This is a genomic window from Acidovorax radicis (assembly GCF_020510705.1).
Classification (GTDB): Bacteria; Pseudomonadota; Gammaproteobacteria; order Burkholderiales; family Burkholderiaceae_C; genus Acidovorax; species Acidovorax radicis_A.
Genome location: NZ_CP075184.1, coordinates 364,762 through 387,646 on the forward strand (window position 1 = coordinate 364,762; position 22,885 = coordinate 387,646).

General features: G+C 66.2%; 21 protein-coding genes. 9 read left to right on the forward strand and 12 right to left on the reverse strand.

Annotated elements, in window-relative coordinates:
- Positions 1-19 precede the first annotated feature (19 nt).
- Positions 20-1,699 (reverse strand): GMC family oxidoreductase, encoded by a 1,680-nt coding sequence (locus KI609_RS01600; protein WP_226446453.1) that lies wholly within the window; start codon positions 1,697-1,699, stop codon positions 20-22.
- A 277-nt stretch (positions 1,700-1,976) separates the two neighbouring features.
- Between KI609_RS01600 and KI609_RS01605 the strand changes: the two genes are divergently transcribed.
- The 4 genes from KI609_RS01605 to KI609_RS01620 all read left to right on the forward strand — a co-directional run bounded on the left by KI609_RS01605 (position 1,977) and on the right by KI609_RS01620 (position 5,832).
- Positions 1,977-3,101, forward strand: a complete 1,125-nt coding sequence (locus KI609_RS01605; protein WP_226446455.1) for an MlaE family ABC transporter permease — start codon at positions 1,977-1,979, stop codon at positions 3,099-3,101.
- A 153-nt stretch (positions 3,102-3,254) separates the two neighbouring features.
- Positions 3,255-4,136: an ABC transporter ATP-binding protein gene (locus tag KI609_RS01610; protein ID WP_226446457.1), complete on the forward strand. Its 882-nt coding sequence runs from the start codon at positions 3,255-3,257 to the stop codon at positions 4,134-4,136.
- The gene (locus KI609_RS01615; protein WP_226446460.1) at positions 4,136-5,101 is read left to right on the forward strand and encodes an MlaD family protein; all 966 of its coding nucleotides are present in this window, start codon (positions 4,136-4,138) and stop codon (positions 5,099-5,101) included. Before KI609_RS01610 ends, KI609_RS01615 begins: the two co-directional genes overlap by 1 nt.
- A gap of 14 nt (positions 5,102-5,115) precedes the next feature.
- Positions 5,116-5,832, forward strand: coding sequence for an ABC-type transport auxiliary lipoprotein family protein (locus tag KI609_RS01620; protein ID WP_226446462.1), 717 nt, complete (start codon positions 5,116-5,118; stop codon positions 5,830-5,832).
- 87 nt (positions 5,833-5,919) lie between these two features.
- Here KI609_RS01620 and KI609_RS01625 read toward each other — a convergent pair whose 3' ends face one another.
- Both KI609_RS01625 and KI609_RS01630 read right to left on the reverse strand, forming a co-directional pair.
- Positions 5,920-7,377: a DUF1501 domain-containing protein gene (locus KI609_RS01625; protein WP_226446464.1), complete on the reverse strand. Its 1,458-nt coding sequence runs from the start codon at positions 7,375-7,377 to the stop codon at positions 5,920-5,922.
- Between the two features lie 51 nt (positions 7,378-7,428).
- Positions 7,429-9,291, reverse strand: a complete 1,863-nt coding sequence (locus tag KI609_RS01630; RefSeq protein ID WP_226446466.1) for a DUF1800 domain-containing protein — start codon at positions 9,289-9,291, stop codon at positions 7,429-7,431.
- A 389-nt stretch (positions 9,292-9,680) separates the two neighbouring features.
- On the opposite strand from KI609_RS01630, the gene KI609_RS01635 reads away from it, so the two are divergent.
- From KI609_RS01635 to KI609_RS01650, 4 genes are all read left to right on the forward strand, one after another.
- On the forward strand, positions 9,681-9,899 hold the full coding sequence (locus KI609_RS01635) for a CsbD family protein (protein ID WP_226446469.1): 219 nt from the start codon (positions 9,681-9,683) through the stop codon (positions 9,897-9,899).
- A gap of 159 nt (positions 9,900-10,058) precedes the next feature.
- Positions 10,059-10,640, forward strand: coding sequence for a hypothetical protein (locus KI609_RS01640; RefSeq protein WP_226446472.1), 582 nt, complete (start codon positions 10,059-10,061; stop codon positions 10,638-10,640).
- 240 nt (positions 10,641-10,880) lie between these two features.
- Positions 10,881-11,387 carry a hemerythrin domain-containing protein gene (locus KI609_RS01645; RefSeq protein WP_226446474.1) on the forward strand — a complete coding sequence of 169 codons (507 nt, stop codon included), beginning with the start codon at positions 10,881-10,883 and terminating at the stop codon, positions 11,385-11,387.
- A 207-nt stretch (positions 11,388-11,594) separates the two neighbouring features.
- Positions 11,595-12,641 carry a GGDEF domain-containing protein gene (locus tag KI609_RS01650; protein WP_226446477.1) on the forward strand — a complete coding sequence of 349 codons (1,047 nt, stop codon included), beginning with the start codon at positions 11,595-11,597 and terminating at the stop codon, positions 12,639-12,641.
- Positions 12,642-12,729: 88 nt separating this feature from the next.
- On the opposite strand, the gene KI609_RS01655 is transcribed toward KI609_RS01650, so the two are convergent.
- The 7 genes from KI609_RS01655 to KI609_RS01685 all read right to left on the reverse strand — a co-directional run bounded on the left by KI609_RS01655 (position 12,730) and on the right by KI609_RS01685 (position 19,619).
- Positions 12,730-13,062: a hypothetical protein gene (locus KI609_RS01655; protein WP_226446479.1), complete on the reverse strand. Its 333-nt coding sequence runs from the start codon at positions 13,060-13,062 to the stop codon at positions 12,730-12,732.
- Entirely contained in the window at positions 13,059-14,579 is a 1,521-nt protein-coding gene (locus KI609_RS01660) for a cell envelope integrity protein CreD (protein WP_226446481.1), read from the reverse strand. The genes KI609_RS01655 and KI609_RS01660 overlap by 4 nt, the downstream gene beginning before the upstream one ends.
- Before the next feature lie 175 nt (positions 14,580-14,754).
- Entirely contained in the window at positions 14,755-15,564 is an 810-nt protein-coding gene (locus KI609_RS01665; protein ID WP_226446483.1) for an alpha/beta fold hydrolase, read from the reverse strand.
- 74 nt (positions 15,565-15,638) lie between these two features.
- A complete protein-coding gene (creC, locus tag KI609_RS01670; RefSeq protein ID WP_226446485.1) occupies positions 15,639-17,120 on the reverse strand; it encodes a two-component system sensor histidine kinase CreC in 1,482 nt (493 codons plus the stop codon).
- Between the two features lie 66 nt (positions 17,121-17,186).
- Complete coding sequence (locus KI609_RS01675) at positions 17,187-17,876, reverse strand: winged helix-turn-helix domain-containing protein (RefSeq protein ID WP_226446487.1); 690 nt, start codon at positions 17,874-17,876, stop codon at positions 17,187-17,189.
- A gap of 152 nt (positions 17,877-18,028) precedes the next feature.
- Positions 18,029-18,664, reverse strand: a complete 636-nt coding sequence (locus KI609_RS01680) for a MarC family protein (protein WP_226446489.1) — start codon at positions 18,662-18,664, stop codon at positions 18,029-18,031.
- A gap of 178 nt (positions 18,665-18,842) precedes the next feature.
- A complete protein-coding gene (locus KI609_RS01685; protein WP_413463361.1) occupies positions 18,843-19,619 on the reverse strand; it encodes an SDR family oxidoreductase in 777 nt (258 codons plus the stop codon).
- Positions 19,620-19,705: 86 nt separating this feature from the next.
- On the opposite strand from KI609_RS01685, the gene KI609_RS01690 reads away from it, so the two are divergent.
- A complete protein-coding gene (locus KI609_RS01690; RefSeq protein WP_226446493.1) occupies positions 19,706-20,395 on the forward strand; it encodes a dienelactone hydrolase family protein in 690 nt (229 codons plus the stop codon).
- A 190-nt stretch (positions 20,396-20,585) separates the two neighbouring features.
- Here KI609_RS01690 and KI609_RS01695 read toward each other — a convergent pair whose 3' ends face one another.
- Together KI609_RS01695 and hemB are read right to left on the reverse strand one after the other, a co-directional pair.
- Positions 20,586-21,719 carry a magnesium transporter CorA family protein gene (locus KI609_RS01695; RefSeq protein ID WP_226446495.1) on the reverse strand — a complete coding sequence of 378 codons (1,134 nt, stop codon included), beginning with the start codon at positions 21,717-21,719 and terminating at the stop codon, positions 20,586-20,588.
- A gap of 68 nt (positions 21,720-21,787) precedes the next feature.
- Positions 21,788-22,795: a porphobilinogen synthase gene (hemB, locus tag KI609_RS01700; RefSeq protein WP_226446497.1), complete on the reverse strand. Its 1,008-nt coding sequence runs from the start codon at positions 22,793-22,795 to the stop codon at positions 21,788-21,790.
- Between the last annotated feature and the right edge of the window lie 90 nt (positions 22,796-22,885).

Consider the following 22,885-nt stretch of genomic DNA (forward strand, 5'->3'; position numbering starts at 1 on the left):
TAGGCTCTTGGGGAGGGCGTCAGAGTGCCGTTTTGCGCGCCTGCAGGATCCACTCAGCGGCTTTCTCGGCCAGCATGAGGGTTGGCGAATTGGTGTTGCCGCTGGTGATGGTCGGCATGGCGCCTGCGTCCACCACCCGCAGGCCGGCAATGCCGCGCACGCGCATCTGAGCGTCGAGCACCGCCATCGGGTCCTCGTCGCGCCCCATCTTGGTGGTGCCCACGGGGTGGAAGATGGTGGTGGCAATGTCGCCAGCCAGGCGGGCCAGGTCTTCGTCGCTTTCAAACTGCACGCCGGGCTTCCACTCCTCGGGCCGGTATTTGGCCAGGGCGGGCTGGGCCGCGATGCGGCGCGTCACGCGCAGGCTGTCGGCGGCCACCTGGCGGTCTTCGGGCGTGGAGAGATAGTTGGGCGCGATGGCGGGCGCGGCCTTGAAGTCGGCGCTCTTGATGTGCACCGTGCCCCGGCTCGTGGGGTTGAGGTTGCACACGCTGGCGGTGAACGCCGGAAATCGGTGCAGCGGCTCGCCAAAGGCGTCCAGCGACAGGGGCTGCACGTGGTATTCGATGTTGGGGTGGAGCTGATCTGCACTGCTGCGCGTGAACGCGCCCAACTGGGAGGGGGCCATGCTCATGGGGCCGCTGCGTTTGGTGGCGTATTCAAAACCGATCTTGGCCTTGCCCAGCAGCGAGTTGGCCATGGTGTTGAGCGTCTGCACCCCCTGCACCTTGAACACGGCGCGGATCTGCAGGTGGTCCTGCAGATTGGCGCCCACGCCGGGCAGGTCGTGCACCACGTCCACACCATGCTGGCGCAGCAGCGCCGCCGGGCCAATGCCCGACAGCTGCAGCAGCTGCGGTGAATTGACGGCACCCGCGCAGAGGATGACCTCGCCCGTGGCGCTGGCCGTGACCATCTCTGTGCCGTCCCACACCTGCACCCCGGTGCAGCGCTTGCGGCCATCGGCCTGCGTCTCTACGACCAGCTTGGCGGCCTGCGCGCTGGTCCACATCTCGAAGTTGGGGCGTCCGTAGCACGTGGGGCGCAAAAAGGCCTTGGCCGTGTTCCAGCGCCAGCCGTTTTTCTGGTTGACCTCGAAATAACCCACGCCTTCATTGGTGCCGCTGTTGAAGTCGTCGGTGGCGGGGATGCCGGCCTGCTGCGCGGCCTGGGCAAAGGCATCGAGCACGTCCCAGCGCAGGCGTTGTTTCTCCACGCGCCACTCGCCGGTGCTGCCCGTGGCCTTGTTGCCGTGCAGGCGCTTGAAGTTCTCGTTGACCCCCGCGGGCTGGTCCAGGCGCCAGTGGTCCTCGTGGCGGCGAAAGTAGGGCAGGGTGTTGTCCCAGCGCCAGCTGGCGTCGCCGGTCAGCTCGGCCCACTGGTCGTAGTCGCGGGCCTGGCCGCGCATGTAGATCATGCCGTTGATGCTGCTGCAGCCGCCCAGCGTCTTGCCACGCGGGTAGCGCAGCGTGCGGCCGTTCAGCCCCGCATCGGGTTCGGTGTTGTAGAGCCAGTCGGTGCGCGGGTTGCCGATGCAGTACAGATAGCCTACGGGGATGTGAATCCAGTGATAGTCGTCCTTGCGGCCTGCCTCGATCAGCAGCACCCGGTGGCGGCCGTCGGCGCTCAGGCGGTTGGATAGCAAGGCGCCTGCAGTGCCCCCGCCGATAATGATGGTGTCAAACGTGGTGTCGCTCATGGGCAGGGTGGCAGGCAATGCAAGGGTTGTATCGGTGGGCCATTGTGCGGATCGTTCGGCCCCTGTCGATAGGGTGTGTGCCTATTGCTACAAATATGGTAGCTGCTTGCGCTTGTTGCTATTGCCCTAGAGGGCAATTTGATAATAATTACATGGCCTTCCAGGCTGCCCTGTGTTTGGCGGGCCGATGTCCTACGGGGTTGGCGTGATGCGCTCCGCTACCATGCACGCTGCCCGTCCTCTTTCATTGCTCTATGGCAGCCACAGCTGCCCACCCATGACCGATCACGCACCTCGCATCGCGCACACCGATACGCCCCCCGGGACGTGGGCGCAGCTGCGTGGGCGCTGGGGCGCCGCCGAGCTGGGCACACAGGCGCACTGGCGGGCCGTGTCGAAGCAGTTGCGCGAGCATCCGGCGGCGCCCACTTTGGGCTGGGACCTGCGAGAGCTGGAGTGGCTGGACCATGTAGGGGCCCAGCTGCTCTGGAGCCACTGGCAGCACGCCTGGCCAGTGCGGCTTGAGTGCACAGACAGCCAGCGCAGCATTCTGTCGCGGGTGGCGCAATTCACCACCGCGCCGCCGCCGCCCGAGCCCTGGCGGCTGGGGGCGCAAGTCGATCATCTCGGGGTGATGGTGTTGCATGCCGTGGATCACGCGCGCCACCTGGTTGAGATGATCGGCCGCATGGTGCTGGACATTGGGCGCCTGTTACGCAACCCCGCCCGTGGCCCGTGGCGCGATGTATCGGGCCACCTCTACCGCATGGGGGCTACGGCACTTCCCATCACGGCCTTGGTGGGCTTTCTCATCGGCGTGGTGCTGGCCTACCTGATGAGCCTGCAGCTGCGGCAGTTTGGGGCCGAGTCATTCATCGTCAACATTCTGGGCATCTCGCTGATCCGGGAGTTGGGCCCCATGCTCGCTGCGATCTTGGTGGCGGGCCGTTCGGGTTCGGCCATCACGGCGCAGATTGGCGTGATGCGCGTGACCGAAGAACTGGACGCCATGCGCGTGATGGGCATTCCGCACGGTTTTCGGCTGGTGATGCCCCGCACGCTGGCGCTGGCGCTGGCCATGCCACTCATCAGCCTGTGGACCACTTTGGCGGCCCTGGCCGGTGGCATGCTGGCCGCAGACGTTGCCATGGACATTTCGCCTGCTTATTTTGTACAGGCACTGCCCGCCGCCGTGAAGGTTGGCAACCTGGGCCTGGCCATGGCCAAGTCGGTGGTGTTTGGTGCGTTCATTGCGCTCATCGGCTGCCACTGGGGTTTGCGCGTCAAGCCCAATACGCAGAGCCTGGGCGAAGGCACCACGGCATCGGTGGTGAGCTCCATCACCATGGTCATCGTCGTGGACGCGCTGTTTGCGGTGGCGTTCAAGAACATCGGCATATGACCAGGAAGCCCCCCCTGAGCCGCTTCGCGTCATCCCCCCGATGGGGGGACGCCACCCGTGGCCTGGCAAAGCCAGCTCCACGGTGGCACTGGCATGGGGACGCGCCGGTATCGTGCGCTGTGGGCCTATTGATGGTGGACGGGGATTGCGGCCATGGTTGAGCGCATCGCCAAGCCCGAACACATCCCCGTGGCACCGGGCGAGCCGCCCATCGTGGACGTGCAAGGCCTCTGGACGCAGTTTGGCAAAGGCGACGAGACCTTTACCGTGCACCAGGACCTGCAGTTCACCGTGCAGCGGGGCGAAATCCTCTCGCTGGTGGGGGGCTCGGGCACCGGCAAGACCGTGTTGCTGCGGCAGATTCTGGGCCTTGCCCAGCCCACGCGGGGCACGGTGACCGTGCTGGGGCGCCCCGCGTCCGAGATGGGGCGCGAGGGCGCGGCCAGCCGCGTGGGCATGTTGTTCCAGCACGGTGCGCTGTTTTCGGCCTTCAATGTGCTCGACAACGTGGCCTTTGCGCTGCGCGAGCAGGGCACCTTGCCCGATGACCTGGCGCGCGACGCAGCCTTGGTCAAGCTGCAGATGGTGGGCCTCCAGCCCGAGCACGCCAGCCGCATGCCATCTGATTTGTCAGGCGGCATGGTCAAGCGCGTGGCGCTGGCGCGCGCGCTCATGATGGACCCCCCGCTGCTGCTGCTCGACGAGCCCACCGCCGGGCTGGACCCGAGCAGCTCGGACGATTTTTGCGCCTTGCTGCGCGAGCTGCACGCAGCCCTCGGCCTGACGGTGGTGATGGTCACGCACGATCTCGACACCCTGTTTGCGCTCAGCACCCGCGTCGCCGTGTTGGCCGACAAGCGGGTGCTGGTGACGGGCCCGGCGCAAGAAGTGGCGCATTTTCAGCACCCCTTCATCGAGCACTTTTTCATGGGCGAGCGTGGCCGGCGCGCGATGGCGCCCCTCGCTTCGCTTGCGACACCACAGCCGCCTGTGGCGCACGCTGTGGCGTCCACGCCTGACAAGGAACCCCTCTGATGGAAAACAAATCCCATGCCCTGGCCGCAGGCCTTTTTGTGCTGGTGGTGGCCGCCATGCTCGCGGGGCTGGCCGTCTGGCTCACGCGCGATGACTCCAACTACGAGCAGTACGAGCTCTCCACCCGCGACGGCGTGACGGGCCTGCAGCCCCAGGCCGCCGTGCGCTACAAGGGGGTGGCTGTGGGCAAGGTCACCCGCATTGGGTTCGACCCCCAGGTGACCGGCAATGTGTTGATCCGCATCGCCGTCAACGAGCAAGCCCCCATCAACCCCACCACCTTTGCCGTGCTGGGCTACCAGGGCGTGACCGGGCTGGCCCATGTGCAGCTCGATGATGCCGATCAGCCCTACCCGCAGCTGCCGCCCGGCCCCAGCGGGCTGCCACGGTTGCCGCTCAAACCCTCGCCGTTCGGCAAACTGGCCGAACAGGGCCCGGCCATTCTGGCCCAGGTGGAAGAAGCCACGCGTCGCGTCAACGAGTTGCTCAGTGATACCAACCAGCAAAAGCTGACCGCCGCCATCACCAACATCGGCGACGCTGCGGGCAGCGTCAACGCCCTCACGCAGCGGCTCGACACCACCGTGGCCCAACACCTGGACCCCGCGCTGGCAGCGCTGCCACCCCTGGCGGGCGACGCGCGCAAGACGCTGCAAGCGCTGCAACAGGCGGGCACCAGCGTGTCCACGCTGGCCAGCGACATCAGCCAGACCACACAACGCCTGAACGCCGAGGGGGGCGCCATCGACCAGATCACCCTGGGCACGCAGGCCCTGGCACGCACCGCCGACCAGTTCGGCACCACCACGCTGCCACGCCTGAACCGCGCCGCGGACGACACCTCGCGCGCTGCGCGGCGCCTCAGCCGTGCGGCGGGCGGCGTGACGGACAACCCCCAGCTCTTCATCTATGGCTCCGGCCGCGTCCCCCCTGGCCCCGGTGAGGCCGGTTTTGCCGCACCCTGAGGAACGGAAAGTCCATGAAAAATGCTATAAAAAACAGAGCTGTTAGCGCTTATTCATCAAGCGCTAGAGCCATTTTTTACTTGAAATTCGGCGCCGCATCCCTGCTGCTGGCGGGTTGCTCGGCCTTGCCCAGCCCGCCTGCGCGGCCCCTGCTGTACGACTTTGGCCCCGGTGCCACGGCCGCCAGCCCCGCTGAGGCACGCGCCGCACTGGCCCCCCAGGCGATGCGGGCGCCACTGGCGCTGGCCGAGATCGAAGCCACCGGTTTGCCCGATGGCAGCAATGCCGTGCTGTACCGCCTCGCTTATTCGGGTGCCCAGCAATTGCGCCCCTACAGCCAGGCCCGCTGGAGCCAGCCGCCCGCGCAGCTGGTGCAGCAGCGCCTGCGTGAAGAACTGGGCCACAGCCGCCCCATCCTGCAGGCCGACGATGGTGCCGCCCTGTCGCGCAACAGCGCGCAAGGCGGCAAGTTGCCCCTGGTGCTGCGCTGTGAGCTGGAGGAGTTCAGCCACCTCTTCACCAGCCCGACAGAAAGCACCGGCACGGTGCGGCTGCGGGCCACGCTGGTTGATTTGACCCCGACGGGCGAATCGCTGCTCGGCCAGCGGGTGTTCATCGTGCAGCAACCCGCACGCACGGCAGACGCCGAAGGCGGCGTGGCCGCCTTGGCCGAGGCATCGACCAAGGTGGCCAGCGAACTGGCGGCGTGGGTCGATCAAACCGGCCGTTGATGCTGCCGCTGCGGCGGCGGGCAGCAGTCGCCGCCGATGCCGCTGCAGGCAAGACCCGTCCAGGTGCATCCCTTCCCGGGGACTTCCCTAGCCCATGAAACCCATGTCCACCGGGTAGTCCGGCCGGCCCGCCGGTGCGCCAAAGTGCACGATGTTGGGCAACACGCTCGCCATTTCCGCGTCGGCCACACCAAACCATTTGGCCAAGGTGGCCGCGTATTGAGCGACCGACGTGGTGGGCAGCAGGCGGCCCTGGCCCACATGCCACTGGTCGTCGGGCGCGGCGGTATTGGTGATGCTGACGGGTGGGGCGCTGCCATAAAACGCCTTGCCTTTGACAGCACCGCCCACCATCAGGTGGTGGCTGCCCCAGCCATGGTCCGAGCCGTCGCCGTTGGAGCTCAAGGTGCGCCCAAAGTCGGAAGCGGTGAAGGCCGTGACCTTGTCCGCCACGCCCAGCTCCACCGTCGCGTTATAGAAGGCCGTCATCGCCTCGCTCAGCCGCTGCATCAATGCGGGTTGCTGCGCGATCAGGTTGTCGTGCAGATCAAACCCGCCCAGCGACACCATGAACACCTGGCGCTTGCTGCCCAGCGCCGTGCGGGCACCGATCAGGCGGGCCACCATCTTCAACTGCGTGGCCAGCGCGTTGTTGGCCGGAAACGCCGTGCCCAGCGTGACACCCGACAGCGCACCGGTCACCTGGCTTTCCGCCGTGACGGTGCGCGAGGTGATGCGGTTGTATTCGTTCTCCAGCGCCTGGCTGCGGGGCTGCTGAATCAGTGATGCGAGCGCCGATTGCACGGCCGAAGAGCCATACACCTTGCTCTTGACGCCATTGATGGGCACGGCACCGTTGGTGCTCACCTGGTATTGCAGGGCCGAGTCGCCCGACAGGAACACCGCATTGCCCGTGACCGAGATGCAGGTGAACAGCGAGTTGCCGTTGGACGACAGCGCCAGGTCGCCCAAGTTGCCGCCCCAGCCCACGGTGGAGCCTTCGGGTGAGGACGACTGCCACACCGACTGCTGGTCGTTGTGCGAAAACAGCTTGGGCGGCACCGGGTACGCGGCGCGGTCGGCGCTGTTGTATTGCGCACGCGTCAGCGGCACCACCAACGGGCCCACATTCAGCTGCACGGCCGCCTTGCCACTGTTGAACAGGCTCGCCAGCCCCCCCATGGCAGGGTGCAGCGCGTATTGGCGCCCACCGGGCAGTGGGGTGGTGGGGGTGAGCAGCGTGGGTGCCAGGTCGGCCCGGGCCAGCGCGATGCCGCCCGCCGTCTGCCCGGAGCCGCCGCCGCGGATGGTGCTGTAGCGGTTGTAGCTGTCGTCGTCGTAGGTGACCACGGTGTTGGCATAGTCGTTGCCCCCGTACAGAAAGACGCAGACCAGCGCCTTGTAGTCGCTGGCGCTAAAGGCCGCAGCCTCGCCCATCGCGGCCAGGTTCAGTGCGAAGGGCAGGGCAGTGCCGGCCAGGCCGAGTTGGGTGGACCGGCGCAGGAACGCGCGGCGGCTGTGGAGTTCTGGTTGAAGCAGGTGCATGGCGTGGCTTCTTGGGTTCGGTGAGGGGCGTGCGTGTGGTGCCGGCGGCAATCACTTTTGGACGAGGTATTCGGCCGAAGCCATCACCAGGAAGATGGCCGCCGCCACGCGGTCGAGTTTGGTGCTGTCGGTACTCGCCGCCGTGACGGGTGTTGCCTTCAAGGCGTTTGCGATGAGCTGGGTGGTGGCGTTGGACAACTGGCCTGCGCACATCAGCAGGTTGATGCGCGCCACCAGCGCGTCAGCGTCGGCGGCCAGCGCCAGTTCGCTGGCGTAGCTGGCCTTGAGGTCGTAGCCATTGCCGCTGGTGCTGGCGTTGTTGGGCAGCTCGGGGGCGTTCACATAGAGGCCGTTGCGGATGACGCCCTGCATGTAGTTCAGGTAGCCGCCCACGCTGCTTTCGTTGACCAGCTGAAACTCCGGCGCCACGGCGCCCCCGGCGGCCAGCGCCGTGGAGGGCGGCACATACCCAGGCCGGAAGAAATTGAACACCGACGGCGAGCGCAGCGGGCTTTGGCCCAGGCGGGAGCCGGGGTCACTCAGATCCCCGATCTTCCAGCTGCCCTTGGCCGATTCAAGGCCAAAGGTGCGGCCCCACTGCACCAGCCGCAGCATCGGCTCGCGCAGCTTGCCAAAGCCGGGCGCCGTGAGGCCTGCCGGGGCGCGGGCCTCATCGTCGAGCAAGATGGCGCGAATGACCGCCCGCATGTCCCCGCGCACGCCCGTCCCGTTGTTGTTGAAGGCCGCCGCCACGCGCGCCACATAGGCGGGCGATGGGTTGCTGGTGACCAGGCGCTGAATCAGCTGCTTGCCGATGAACGGGCCCACATTGGCGTGGTTGAACAAGGCGTCGAGTGCGATCTTGAGCGCTGCGGGCCCGGCCGTGTTGGCGGGCACGGAGGTCCCCAGAAAGGTGGCCGCCAGCGTGGAGTGGCGCGACGCGGTCAGCGCCATGGGCAGGCGCGCGAAAGTGGGGCTGGGAACGGTGCGGGTGGTGCCCGGCACGGCACTGGGTGTGTTCTGCGACTGGTCGTAGTCATAGCCGGTGAAAACGCGTGCAAGGTTGCTCACATCGCTCAGGGTGTAGCTGTCGACGGGTTTGCCCGCGCTGTCTTTTTTGGGCGTTCCATCGGGGTGGAGTTCGGCGAGCCCGATTGACATGAGCTGCATGACCTCGCGGGCGTAGTTCTCGTCGGGCTGGCGGCCCGTGGCGGTGTTTTCCTTCTGGTTGCCACGCGTGTTGAGGTAGTAGCCCATGGCCGCGTTGAGCGTCACGTCCTGCAGCACCGACCGGTAGTTGCCAAAGGCGTTGTTCACGAGCTGGTCCCAGTACCACGCCATGGCGTGGCTGCGCCAGCTCACGTCCACGCCAGACGTTGACACCACGCAGATCTCTGACAGCGCCAGTGCCACCCGCTTGCGCAGCCCGTCGGGCGACTTCATGAGCTGGTACCAGATCATGTAGTCGGCCGGGTAGCTGTTGTCGTAATACGCCGTGTCCTTGCTGATGTCGGCGTAACCACGCTGGTTGAGCCAGTCCCAGCCCGAGAGGCTGGCGGGGGCATTGAACTGGCTTTCGAGCCAGTCGGCGTAGGTGGTGGCGCGCAACGCTGCGATGTCGGCGGTGGATGCGGCGAACTGCGCCTGCAGCAGAAAACGGGCGGCCTCCTGGTCGGTGGATGCTGATCGATAGGTGCCACTGCCGGGGGAAGTCCCGGGCGATCCCAGGTCCCCGCCACTGCTGTTGCCACCGCCGCCGCAGGCGGCAAGTGCCGCAGACGCGGCCAGCGCAGAGGCTCCGATGGCCCTTTGCCCGGCACCCGAGGGGAGTTGGGTGGGACTGTTGTTGGCGGAGAGGCGGTGGAAGTCCTGTGCAACCTCGGTTGCCATGGTCTCATCGTGGATGGTGTTCATAGTGGGTTGTGGTGCCAACAGGTTTTGCGGCGCAGTGGCCACTTCATCACAGAGCGCGGTAGCGTGGCGGCACAAGTGTTACGAGGCGAAACGGCCTCTACACAAACGGCATTTTTATTTGAATGGGTGAGGAATGTTTGCAACACCTTGTGTACGCCGGGGCGCTCTTTGGGGCGGCTATGCGCGTCGTTCCAGGCGACCCATCCCGTCAGGCGCCGTCATCGTCGGCACTGTCCGTCACATCCGTAGGCCGTTGCTGACGTGTGCTGGATGGCACGGACTACGGCGCCCCCGATGATTCGTTTCTACAGTGGACTCCATCGCATCAAGCATGTGTTCCACCCGCACCGAGTGGATGGCTGAAGCGAAGTATTTCGAGGATGCACACCATGAATGAAGACACCGTCAAGGGCAACTGGAAGCAATTCAAAGGCAAGATGGTCGAACAGTGGGGCAAGCTCACGAACGACGACTTTGATGTCATCGATGGCAAGCGCGAACAATTCCTGGGCAAGCTCCAGGAGCGCCAAGGCATCGCCCGTGACGCCGCTGAAAAGCAGCTGAGCGATTGGCAGGCCCGCCACCCCGACTTCCGCTTTAACGACTGACCGGCGGCCGACCGCGACCGTTTGCGGGGCTTTCGCCCCGCACCGCAACGCTGCGGCCCTGGGTCATCCCTTTGGAGCCCGTCGCACCGCTGCCTGGGCGGCCCGGTCACCCGGTTCGAAGCACCACCCCCTACCCATTCAATCCCCGAGGAGAAAACCATGAAATTCACACGCACCCTGATCGCATCTGTCGCCGCCGCCCTGATGGCCACTTCTGCTTTTGCCATGACCAAGGAAGAGCACAAGGCTGAAAAGGACCGCATCTCGGCGACCTACAAGGCCGACAAGAAGAGCTGCGATGCCATGAAAGACAACGCCAAGGACATTTGCGTGAAGGAAGCCAAGGGCAAGGAAGACATCGCCAAGGCCGAGCTCGAAGCGCAGTACAAACCGAGCGCCAAGGCCACCCACAAGGTCGCTGACGCCCGTGCAGATGCCGCCTATGAAGTGGCCAAGGAAAAATGCGACGACATGAAGGGCAACGAGAAGGACGTCTGCGTCAAAGACGCCAAGGCAGCCCACGTGAAGGCCAAGGAAGACGCCAAGGTGGCTGCAGTGCAAGCCAAGCCCGCCGATAGCATGGCCGAAAAGAAGGCCGACGTTGCCGAAGCCAAGAAGGACGCCAACGCCGAGAAGAACGAAGCCAACTACAAGGCGGCCAAGGAACGTTGCGACGCCATGTCGGGTGATGCCAAGTCCAAGTGTGTGGACGACATGAAGCGCATGTACAACAAGAGCTGATCGTGCGGGCAGGCCTTGCCGCCTGCTGAGGATTGACAATGCAAATGCTGATGCCCCGCTCCCGAGCGGGGCATTGTTGCGTCTGGCCTGGGACTGGTTCGCAGGTTTTAGCGCCTGGTGGCCATCCCCTGCGAGATCGTCAACAGGCCCCTGGAGCGGCGGCGGGCTGATCTGAGTCAATGTGGCCTGGCCGCAGCGCTTCTAAGCTGCGCGTTTTTCTCAACATACAGGGGGATTTCCATGGCCCAACTCGAATGGTCGGATGCGCTGAACCTTGATCTGCCCTTGATGGACAACACCCACCGCGAGTTCGTCGACCTGCTGGCGGAGGTGGCGCATGCCGATGACCCCCAATTGCTGTCGCGTTGGCGTGTGCTGGTGGATCACACCGCCGAGCATTTTGGGCAGGAAGATGCGTGGATGTTGTCCACCCGCTTTGCGTCGGGCAACTGCCACAGCATGCAGCACAAAGTGGTGCTGCAGGTGATGCGTGAAGGCATCGCGCTGGCCGAAAGCGGCGATCTCCAACCGATACGCGTGATGGCGAGCGAGCTGGCGCTGTGGTTCCCTCAGCATGCGCAGAGCATGGACGCGGCCTTGGCGCTGCACCTGCGCCGCGTGGGTTTTGATCCCGCCACGGGTGTCGTGCACGCACCGCAGGCGCTGCCGGGCGATCTGATCCAGGGCTGCGGCGGCGCGACCTGCTCCGAGCACTCTGAGCAGCCGCAGGAAGAGGCCGCAGCCTGATCTGACCCGCAATACCCTGCAGGGCGGGGTCGTGTCCTGTGGCGTGCGGCGTTCCCCGTTGTCCGTTCGGAGGGCTGCCGTTGAGCGGCGTCTTGGGTGGCCGCCAGCGGCCCACCGCACGCATGCTTTCACCCATGCGCTGGCCGCGCTTGTGTGGCATGCTGCCAAGTCTCAAGGCAAGTGTTGGCGGCATGGCCGCTCTGCTCCATGGCCAATAGATCTTCTCCCGATGCCCCGTGCGATGACACGGCACGTCTGCAGGCCCTTCAGCGCTACGGCATTCTCGACACGCCGATGGAGCCCGCGTATGACGAGCTGGCCGACATCGCCGGCCATGTGTGCGAAGCACCCGTGGCCCTGATCAGCTTGCTGGACAGCGACCGCCAGTGGTTCAAGGCCGCGCGCGGATTGGCGGTGCGGGAAACACCGCTGAACCAGTCCGTCTGCCAGTACGCAATCCGGCAGCCCGGCGTTTTCATCGTGCCCGATATGGCAAAAGATGCGCGTTTTGCGCACTTCGGCATCGTGACCCAGGAGAACCCGTTGCGCTTTTACGCCGGGGCGCCCTTGATCACGCCCGATGGCTATGCGCTGGGCACGCTCTGTGTGCTGGACCACCGGCCGCGCGAGCTGTCCCCACGGGTGCAAGAGCTGTTGTGCGCGCTGGCACGCCAGGTGATCCGGCTGCTGGAGCTCAAGCGCGCGAACGACCGCCAGGGCCAGATGTTGGCAGACCTCGAAGCCGCACGGCACCAGATGTCTGTGCTGGCCCATACCGATGTACTGACCGGGCTGGCCAATCGCCGCTCGTTCACAGAGCGGCTGCGGCAAGAGCTGGCGTTGCTGCAGCGTGGCGGCGAATCCGCCTGCCTGCTGATGATGGACATTGATCACTTCAAGCGGGTCAACGACGTGTATGGCCACCATGTGGGCGACCAGGCGCTGCAGCTGTTTGCAGCCCTGTGTCGTGAAGAGTTCCGCGCGGCCGATGTGGTGAGCCGCTGGGGTGGAGAAGAGTTTCTGGCCCTGTTGCCCGCCACCCATGTGGACCAGGCCCAGGTGGTGGCGCAACGCGTGCATGCTGCGCTGGCCGCCCATCCCTTGCCCGGCATGGAGCCACCGCTGGTGCTGGCGGTCAGCATGGGGCTCACGTCCTTTGACCCGCTGCGCCCGCTCGACATGACTTTGCGCTTGCTGGATTCCGCGCTGTATGCCGCCAAACGCGAGGGGCGTAGCCGCACCGTCGTGCTGTAGTCGCAGAAGGGGTGCTCATTATTCGATAGCTGGTAGTGCTTATCAGATAAGCGCTACAGCCACTTTTCGCTTGTAATGGGCTGCGGGTTCAGTGCGGTGAATGGCGTGGCAGCAGCAGCGCCGCCATGCGCCACGATAGATCGCGCAGCGCGTGCCGCAAGGCCGGTGAATCCGCCGCTGTGCCCCGGCTGTGCCCGTCCTGGGGGCAGAACGCCGCCTCCAGCACCTGCTGCTTGGCGCTGAGCAAAGCGCCCCGGTCCCGCGCCCGCAGGGCGCGCATCAACTGATCGCGGTGGCGCTGTACGCGCTCGGTCTCTGCGGCGGTCAGCAGCGGCGGGTGTGCCGCGTCACAAGGGCCGGGCGCAGCCGGGTGCTGGGCCAGGTGCTGCGCCCAGGCGGTCGGTGTGGCGCTGGGGCTCATACGGCCTCCGTTCGTGGGGCTGCGGGGCGTGGTGGGGCTGGCGGCACGGGGCGGCTGGGTGTGCTGGTTGGCGACAGTCCGTACCAGTTCACTTTGCGGGTAAGCACCATCACGGCAGCCAGCACCAGGAACAGCGCAATCGACCCCACCACCAAGGCCGTCTGCTCCAGCTGCAGCAGCACATACAGCAGCCCGTACAGCAGCGCGATGCCAGCGCCCAGCGGAATGCCGCGCGCCAGGCCGCCCAGCATGTGGCTGGCGTAATAGGCCAGCAGCAGCACACAGGCGCTGGCGGCCACCGCGTACGAGATGCCAAAGGGCAGGTGCTCCGACAGGCTCACCAGCAGCAAAAAGAAGCTGCACAACGCGCTGCCCACCAGCAGGTACTGCACGGGGTGAACGCGCAGCCTTTTCGTCGCCGGGCCGCCCCAAGACGAAAAAGCGGCCCCCTCGGGGGGCAGCGACCCGCGTAGCGGCGGAGCGTGGGGGCCACTGCCCAGCAACTCGAAGAGACCCACGGCCACGAAGGTCAGGGCGATGAACAGCACGCCGTATTTGGTCGCGCGGTCCGACAGGGAATAAGGGTTCACCGGGTCGATGAAGGCCACGCTGAAACTGTCGGCGCAGTCGCTGGGGGTCGCCCCCCCGGGCGCATAGTCGCTGCCTTCATCCGTGCCTAGGCAAATGCGCTTGCCGTTCGCAATATCGGCCTGCGCCGTGGTGGCCAGTGACGACAGGCGCCATTGGGCTGAGAAGCCGGTCTTCTTGACCTCGCGCTCCGACGGTAGAAAGCGGCCTGCGAACGACGGGTGCGGCCAGCTGCTGGTCATCAGCACCTCGGTATTGCCGCCCAGCGGCACGATGGCCAGGCGCTCGGTGCCCACCAGTTCCAGGTCCAGCGTGGCGGTCAGGCCATCGGCCTTGCCGCGCACCGCCTCGGGCAGCACGGCATGCAGGCCCCGGCTGTAGGTGGGGTGGAAGGTGCCGGGCTTGAGGGCCAGCGCCTGCGCACCCATCGTGAACTGTGCGGTGCGGATGCCGCGCGCGTCGCCCACGGCCATCATCACGATGGGCGCGCCGCAGTGCATGCGTGAATTTTTCATGCTGCTCTGCGGCAACAGGCTGGCCAGCGACCCCCATTGCGCCGTGACGTGGGCCTTGAGGTTGAAGGTGTTCACCTTGTGCAGCCCGCGCGCTCGCTCTTCCATGGCGGCGCCTGTACTCAGCTTGAGCTGTTCTGGCATGGCGGTGAGGATGAACTCGCGGCGCTTTTCGACCATGCGGCGGTCATCGCCCTTGCCGGTTTCCTCGTCCCAGCTCTCCACACAGGCGCTGTGGATCATCGGTCCCATCAGCGTCTGCGGCCCGGCCAGGCTGTCGGCCACGCTCTGCGCGGTGAGGCTGCGGTAGCGCAATCGGTCACGCACCACGTTTTCGATCATGCCCAGGCCAAAGAGCAGCAGCACGGTGATGACTGCCAGCGCAGCCAGTTTGGTGATCAGGGGGTGTTTGAACAAGAGATCCTCCACAAGTGAATGTTGTGGAGGCAGTGTTGTGGGCCGGTGTGAGGGCGCTATGAAGTTTGTGAGGCCAGTGTGAAGTGGGGCGCCGCCGAAGGCGATGCGCTATGGCCGCAAAAGGTGGCTGGCCGACGGGCGCAGACGCGTGAACTCTGTCCGCGCCCGCAGCGCTTCAGTTGGCCGTGACCTGCTTCATCCACGCCACGACGTCGGGGTAGGCGACTTCGGGGGTGGACAGGTGCGTGGCTTTGACCTCGAGCAAGCGGCTGTGCGGATGGGCGGGGAGTTTGTCCACGTAGTACGCCCGCAAATGCGCAAAAAGAGGGTCCGCGTCACCCACCACAGAGAGCACGGGCGTCGAGGGTGGAATGCGGGGCGCCGTCACAGACATCTCCGCCTCGGATGTCGGATCAAAATACGACAGGTAGTCGGCGGCGGTGGTCGTCACACTCAACTGCCGGCCCTGGTTGATGTCATTGAATCGACCGCGCTCGGCGCCTTTGCCCGCAGCCACCAGCGCGCGGGCTTCATCGACGCTGTCGTGCACGCTCTTGAGTCGCGGGTTGCGGTAATAACCTGCGGGCACATGGCCGGGCGCCAGCAGCACCAGCGCTTGCACGTCGCCACCTCGCGCGGCATAACTCATGGCGGCTGGTGCGCCCAGGCTGTGCCCCATCAATACGATTTTTTCAGCGCCATTGGCGCGTAGCTGCTTGACCTGCGCATCGATTTCCGACATCGCCAGATCCCAGTTGCCCTCCAGATAACGCGTGCTGGCCCATGGCATGTTGGGGAAGCTCACCACCCACCCTTCGCGCTCCAGTTTGTAAACCGTCGGGCGAAAGTTTGGGTCCCGGTTGTCGCCGGGGTTTTTGCCGTGCAGCATCAGTACGCCCAGCTTGGGCTCTGCGGCGACCACGGCGTTGCCAAACAGCGAAAGCACCACCACAACGGCGCTGAAAAGAAGCGAGCGAAACGGCATGGATGTCTCCCGGTGAAAAGAATCCAAATGTACGGGCAGCGGTGCGAAAGTGCACCTCTTGAACGTGCGCTTCTTCAGGGTGAAGAAAAATGCAGCGTCACCCGCAATCCCGGCGCCGTATTGCGCACCACCATCTGGCCGCCATGCAGCGCCATCACGCGCTGGACGATGGCCAGGCCCAGGCCCGAGCCGCTGCGCTCGCCCCCGGGCCGGGCCGTGGAGAAAAAGCGCTCGCCCAGGCGTGGCAGCGCGTAGTCGGGCACACCGGGGCCGCTGTCTCGCACGGCCACCGTGGCACCGTCCAGCTCCACGCGCACCGTGCTTCCGGCGGGTGCAAAGTCAATCGCGTTGTCGAGCAGGTTGGTCAGGGCCAGTGTCACCAGTTCGGCCTCCCAGGGGCCGGTGCTGCCCTGGCCGTCCAGTGTCAGGCGGATGCCGCGTTGCCCGGCGCGGGCCCGGGTCTGTGCCATGGCCGCCTCTGCGCAGTCGTGCAGCGCCACGGGCGCCCGGCCTTCGGCGTGGTGGCGCTGCTCCAGTTTGGAGAGCTCCAGCAGGCGGTCGATGATGCGTTGCAGGCGCTCGGTTTGCTGCACCACCTGGGTGGCGAATTCGGCGCGGTCGGCGGCGGGCAGGTCGTCCTGCAGCAGCTCGCCCGCGCCCCGGATGGCGGCCACCGGGCTTTTCAGCTCGTGCGTAAGGGCGCGCACATAGCCTTCGATGTAGTCGCGCCCTTCCAGCCGGGCGCGCATGCGGTCCATGGCGCGGGCCAGGTCGCCCAGCTCGCCCGGCACCTGGGGCACGGCCAGTGCCACGGCTTGGGGTTGGTTGGGATCGCGGCGCTCGCCGTCGGCAGGGCCCTGCACGCTCAAGGCGTAGTCGCGCAGGCGGCGCACGTTCCACACCATCCACAGCGTCACGGCCACGCCCACGGCGGCCGAGAGGGCCAGCAGCAGCAGGCCGCCCATGAACACCTTGCGTTCGGCGCGGTCGATAAAGCGCTGCACGGTGCGCGTGGGTTTGGCCACGGTGAGCACGCCGGCAATTTTGCGCACGCCGTCTTGCTGCACGTAGATAGGCGCGGCCACATGCATCACGCCGCTGGTGTCGTCGGCGTCCACATCGCGGGTGGAGCGCGCTCCATACTCGCCACGCAGCGTGAGCGCCACGTCGCGCCACTGCGAATAGTCAGCCCCTACGGCACGGTTTTCCGAATCGAACAGCACGCGCCCGGTGGTGTCGGTCACGTAGATGCGGTAGTCCAGCGATTGCTTGGAGAAGCCCCAGATCGCCGCATCGATGGGGCGCGTGGCATAGCGGCGCACATGCTGCGCAAACGCGCTGCTGTCGTTGTTGTGGCCCGCCCGGCCGTTCAACCGCCCGGCCGCCAGGTCATCGCTGGCCAGCTCTGCCAGGATGTTGGCGGTGTCCACCATCATGTCTTCCATCACCTCGCGCACGCTGGGCTTGATCTCGGCCATGAACACGCGCAGCACAAAGAAGGCGGCGATGCCGTTGATCAGAAAGAACGCAAAGAGCAGGCGGATGCCGAGGCGCATGGTGCGTTACTTCAAAAATAATAGCTGCTGACGCTTGCTGGATAAGCGTCAGAGGCTTTTTTGGATTCAAAAATCAAGGCAATAGCCCATGCCGCGATGGGTGCTGATGTAGTCACGGGCCGGGTCCACCTCGCGCAGCTTGGCGCGCAGGGTTTTGATGTGTGTGTCCACCGTGCGGTCGGTGCTCTCGCTGTCGTCGCCCCAGGCGGCGGCCAGCAGCGTGTCGCGCGAATGGATGCGGCCTGCGCCGCGCAACAGGTGGGCCAGCAGGCGGTATTCGCGGCGCGTGAGCGGCAGCGGCTGGCCGCGCAGGCTGATGCGCTGCCCGGCCTCGTCGTCGTGAAAGAGCGGGCTGGGCGCCAGCGGGGCGGATGCCGTGCCGTGGCCCGCCCGGCGCAGCAGCGCCTTCACGCGGGCGGCCAGCTCGCGCGGGCTGAAGGGTTTGGTCAGGTAGTCATCGGCGCCCAGCTCCAGGCCCAGCACGCGGTCGATCTCTTCGCCGTGGGCGCTGAGCATCAGCACGGGCAGGGCCGCCGTGGGCGCGGCGTTGCGCACGTCGCGCAGCAGATCAAGCCCGCTGCCATCGGGCAGGCCCACGTCCAGCACCAGCAGGTCAAACCGGCTGCGTTGCAGCTGCTGGCGCGCATCGTGCACCAGCAGGCTGTGCGTCACTACCAGCCCGTCGCGCTCCAGCGCATAGGCCACGGTGCGGGCAATGGCGGGGTCGTCTTCGAGCAGCAGCAGCCGTGCGGACATACCTCAAGCATCCGTTGTGCTGCGTGCCATCCGCAGCGGTCGAGACTGGCATGGCCTAAGCCAGGGACGCCGAGCAAGGGCCGCCCCGCAGTGAAGGCGTCGTCCCCCCTCGGGGGGATGGCGCCGCAGGCGACTCAGGGGGGGCCTCATTTTCAGCGCGCGATCAGGATGGGAAAGAGCTTGCCCAGGCCATCGGCCATCACTTCCACGGCCAGCGCGGCCAGGATCAGGCCCATCAGCCGGGTCATCACGTTGATGCCGGTCTTGCCCAGCACGCGTGCAATCGGGTCGGCCAGTGCAAAGCACACGGCCGTGGCCAGCGCGATGACCACACCGTAGCCCACCAACGCCAGCGTCTGCCACACGCCCTGTGCGCGGTCGGCGTAGATCACCACGGTGGACATGCTGGCCGGGCCCGTGAGCAGCGGGATGGTGAGCGGCACCACGGCAATGCTGCTGCCGGCGGCGGCCTTCTCGGCCCCTTCTTCGTATTCGTTGGTGGTAGGCTTGGCCTCGGCGGGCTGGGCGTTGAGCATGTTCATCGCGCTGATGAGCAGCAGCATGCCGCCGCCCACCTGAAAGCTCTGCAGCGAGATGTTGAAGAAGTCGAGGATCTGCAGGCCCAGCAGCGCACAGGCCGCAATCACGCAGAACACGCTGAAGCTGGCCACCTGGATGGTGCGGCGCCGCTGCGGGTACGAGAAGCCCTGCGTGTAGTGGATGAAAAACGGGACGATGGCCAGCGGGTTCACGATGGCCAGCAGGGTGATCAGGGGTTTGAGGTCCATCAGGGCGCTCCCAAGGGCAAGTGTGCACCAGTGTGCAGGGTGGTTTGTCGGGCTCGGACTGTGGGCAGGCGAGGGTGGCACTGTCCGGGCTGTGCGCGAGTATGCGGTGTTTTCTGCGCGGTTTGGCCCTCGGGCATGCTGCGCTGCAGCGGGCCCGCCACCGGGTGGCGGAGGGCCTTCAGCGCCCGCCCGACACATCCATCAGCGTGGCCGTGGTGTAGCTGGCCGCCGGTGACATCAGCCAGACGATGGCTTCGGCCACCTCGCTCGCCGTGCCGCCGCGTTGCATGGGCACCTGGTGGGCCAGGTCGCGCACGCGGTCGGGCAGGCCGCCGCTGGCGTGGATGTCGGTCTCGATCAGCCCCGGGCGCACGGCGTTCACGCGGATGCCCTCGGCCGCCACCTCGCGCGCCAGGCCGATGGTGAAGGTGTCGATGGCGCCCTTGGCCGCCGCGTAGTCCACATACTGGTGGGCCGAGCCCAGGCGCGAGGCGGCGCTGGACACATTGACGATGGCACCGCCGCTGCCGCCATGGCGTGTGCTCATGCGCCGCACGGCCTCGCGGGCGCACACGATGCTGCCGATCACGTTGGTGTCGAACATGCGGCGCAGGCGCTCGGTGCCCATCTCGTCCACCCGGGCGGTCACGTCCACCACGCCGGCGTTGTTGACCAGGGCGCTGATGCGGCCCAGCTGGGTGTCCACGGCCTGGAACATGGCCAGGATCTCGGCCTCGTTTGCCACGTCGGCCTGCACGGCGATGGCCGTGCCGCCGCCGGCACGGATGTCATCAACCACGGCCTGCGCGGCTGCCTCGTTGGCGAGGTAGTTGACGGCCACTGCCCAGCCATTTTTTGCTGCCAGCAGGGCGGTGGCGGCGCCAATGCCCCGGCTGGCGCCGGTGATTAATGCGATCTTCTCCACGGAATAGGGTCTCCTGCAAGAATGGCGCATTGGAACAGGTTCTGCGCCCCGCCGCGCAGCGCCTTTGCCCGCATCGCGGCCAATCCGATCACCATTCTTATCAAGGAGCATTCAGCATGGGACAGTTTGTCGATCTGGCGTCAAGTGATGGTTTTGTGGTGCCTGCCTGGGTGGCCCAGCCCGAGGGCACGCCCCGGGGCGCCGTGGTGGTGGTGCAGGAGATTTTTGGCGTGAACTCGCACATCCGCTCGGTGGCCGACCGCTTGGCCGCGCGGGGGTATCTGGCCGTGGCGCCCGCCACGTTCCAGCGCGTCAAGCCAGGGGTGGAGCTGGGCTACACCGCTGAGGACATGCAGGCGGGGATGGCGCTCAAGACCGCAGTGGACACCCTGCCCGCACCGGGCGTGATGCCCGACATCCAGGCCGCCATCGATTACGCCGCCCAGCAAAGCGGTCGCAAGGTGGGCATCGTGGGCTTTTGCTGGGGCGGCCTGCTGACCTGGCGCGCGGCCTGCCAGCTCAAGGGCTTGTCGGCAGCCGTGCCCTACTACGGCGGCGGTGTGACCACCCCCGACGAGGTGGCCCGCCAACCCCAGGTGCCGGTGCTGGCCCACTTTGGCGAGCGCGACCACTGGATCCCGCTCGATAGCGTGCAGGCGTTCGCCAAGGTCCATCCCGAGGTCGACGTGCATGTATACGCGGCCGACCATGGCTTCAACTGCGACCAGCGCGGCAGCTACGACGAAGCCGCTGCCACGGTCGCATGGGACCGCACGCTGGCGTTCTTTGACCGCCATCTGGCCTGAGGTGGCGCGCTGGCCGAGGCGGTGCGGGCCGCCTGTTGAAGGGGGTTTCAACACTTTCTGGCTGAAGCGCTTGATGTGAAAGCGTCTTTAGCTATTCATTTGATAGTTAAAGGCGACAAATGGGGCCGTGGTGGGGTCGTGGCCGCCTTTGCCTTTGGAAGACACCCGTGGCGGCCGCGCGCGCGTCATGTCACCTTCGCGTGCGCGACAGGTACTGCTTGCGCCAAAACAGCGCCACCAGCGATAGCGCGATCAAAGCCATTGCCCCCATGGCCCACCAGAAACCATCCGACTTGTGCACCAGCGGGATGAACTCGAAGTTCATCCCAAAGATGCCCGCGATCAGGTTGAGCGGCAAAAACACGGCGGTCAGTGCCGTGAGGGTGCGCATGATGTCGTTGGTGCGGTTGCTCTGCACCGAAAAGTGCATCTGCACGGCGGTTTCGGTGCTTTGCTCCAGTCGGCGCACGTGGTGCACCACGCGCTCGATGTGTTCGAGCACGTCGCGGCTGCGCACCTTGAGCAGGTCCAGCTCGCGCAGGCCCAGGGGGGTGTCGGGCAGGGCCCAGGTCTCCAGCGCGTCGATCCAGTCCTGCACGGCGGTGCGCTGGTCTTCGCAGATCTCGTCGAGCTTGTGCAGCGCCAGCCGCGCTTCGAGCAGCGAGGTCCAGTTCACATAGCGCGCGCGGGGCTTGAGCAGCTCGTTTTGCCAGTGGTCGAGCTGGCGCGTGAGTTCGCGGCGCAGGTCCAGATAGCCGTCCACCATGAGGTTGACCACACGCAGCATCAGATCGGCCGGGCTGGTGGGCACGCGGGCGCCGGGCACGGGGCTGATGCGGCCTTCGTTGGGGCTGGCGGGCAGGGCCGCCATCAGGCGGGTGGCGTAGGCGTCGCGCACTGCGCAATCGGTGGGATGCACCGTGAGCAGCAACTGGTCAAACACCGCAAAACCTACGGGGCTGGTGTCAATGCGCCGCAGCACCGGTGGGCCGGTGCGCTTGAGCGACGGGGGCTCAGCGCCTTGCTCTTCGGGGGTACCCTGGCTTGTGCTCGCATGTGCGGTGGCCAGTCTGCGAAACACCAGGAGGTCGTATTGCGAGGTGTAGTCGTAATGGGAGGGCAACTGCGCATTGAGCAAATCGGACACATGCAGGTCCACCAGCTGCAGACCCACCAGCGACTGGAGTCGGCCCTGGATCTCGGCCAGGCGATCGTGAAAAGCGGGCCGCGCACAGGCGATCCAGATAAACCCCTGTGCCGGCATCTCGGCGGGCAGGAACGACAACTCCTGCGCGCCGTTGCTGTGGATGTGAAAAATGCGCATGGATGCCCGGGCGTGAAGTTTAACTAAAAAAATGCCGCTAGCGCTTTACAGGTAAGCGCTAGTAGCTACTATTTCAGGAGCAATCGTGCTGCATCGCGCGCAAAGTACGTCAGCACGCCATCGGCGCCCGCGCGCTTGAAGGCCAGCAGGCTTTCCATCATCACGGCGTCGTGGTCGAGCCAGCCATTGGCCGCAGCGGCCTTGATCATGGCGTACTCGCCGCTGACCTGGTAGGCGAAGGTGGGCACATGGAACTCGTCCTTCACGCGGCGCACGATATCGAGGTAGGGCATGCCGGGTTTCACCATCACCATGTCGGCGCCTTCGGCGATGTCGATGGCCACTTCGCGCAGGGCCTCGTCGCTGTTGCCGGGGTCCATCTGGTAGACGTTCTTGTCGGCCTTGCCCAGGGCGCCGCGCGTGCCCACCGCGTCGCGGAAGGGGCCGTAGAAGGCGCTGGCGTATTTGGCGCTGTAGGCCATGATGCGGGTGTGGATGTGGCCCTGTATCTCCAGGGCCTCGCGGATCGCGCCGATGCGCCCGTCCATCATGTCGCTGGGCGCGACGATGTCCACGCCCGCCTCGGCATGCGTGAGCGCCTGGCCGGTGAGGATCTCCACGGTGTCGTCGTTGATGATGTAGCCGGTCTCGTCCAGCACGCCGTCCTGGCCGTGGCTGGTGTACGGGTCCAGCGCCACGTCGGTCATCACGCCCAGGTCGGGGAATTCTTTCTTGAGCGCCCGCACCACGCGCGGGATCAGGCCGTCGGGGTTCAGCGCCTCTTTGCCGTCAGGCGTTTTGAGCGACGGGTCGATGGCCGGGAACAGTGCCAGCACCGGAATGCCCAGCTTCACGCAGTCCTCGGCGACGGGCAGCAGCAGATCCAGGCTCAGGCGGCTCACGCCGGGCATGGAGGTTACGGCCTCGCTGCGGCCCTGGCCCTCGTGCACGAACACGGGGTAGATCAGGTCGTGCTGCGATACGGCGTTTTCGCGCACCAGGTTGCGGGTGAAGGCATCGCGGCGCAGGCGGCGCGGGCGGTTCTGGGGGAAGGGGGCGGGGCTTTGGAGATGCATCGCGAGATTATCCCCCTGAGCCGCTGCGCGGCTTCCCCCAAAGGGGGACGCACCCCCTGGACCGGCGAAGCCGGATCCACGGGTGCACTG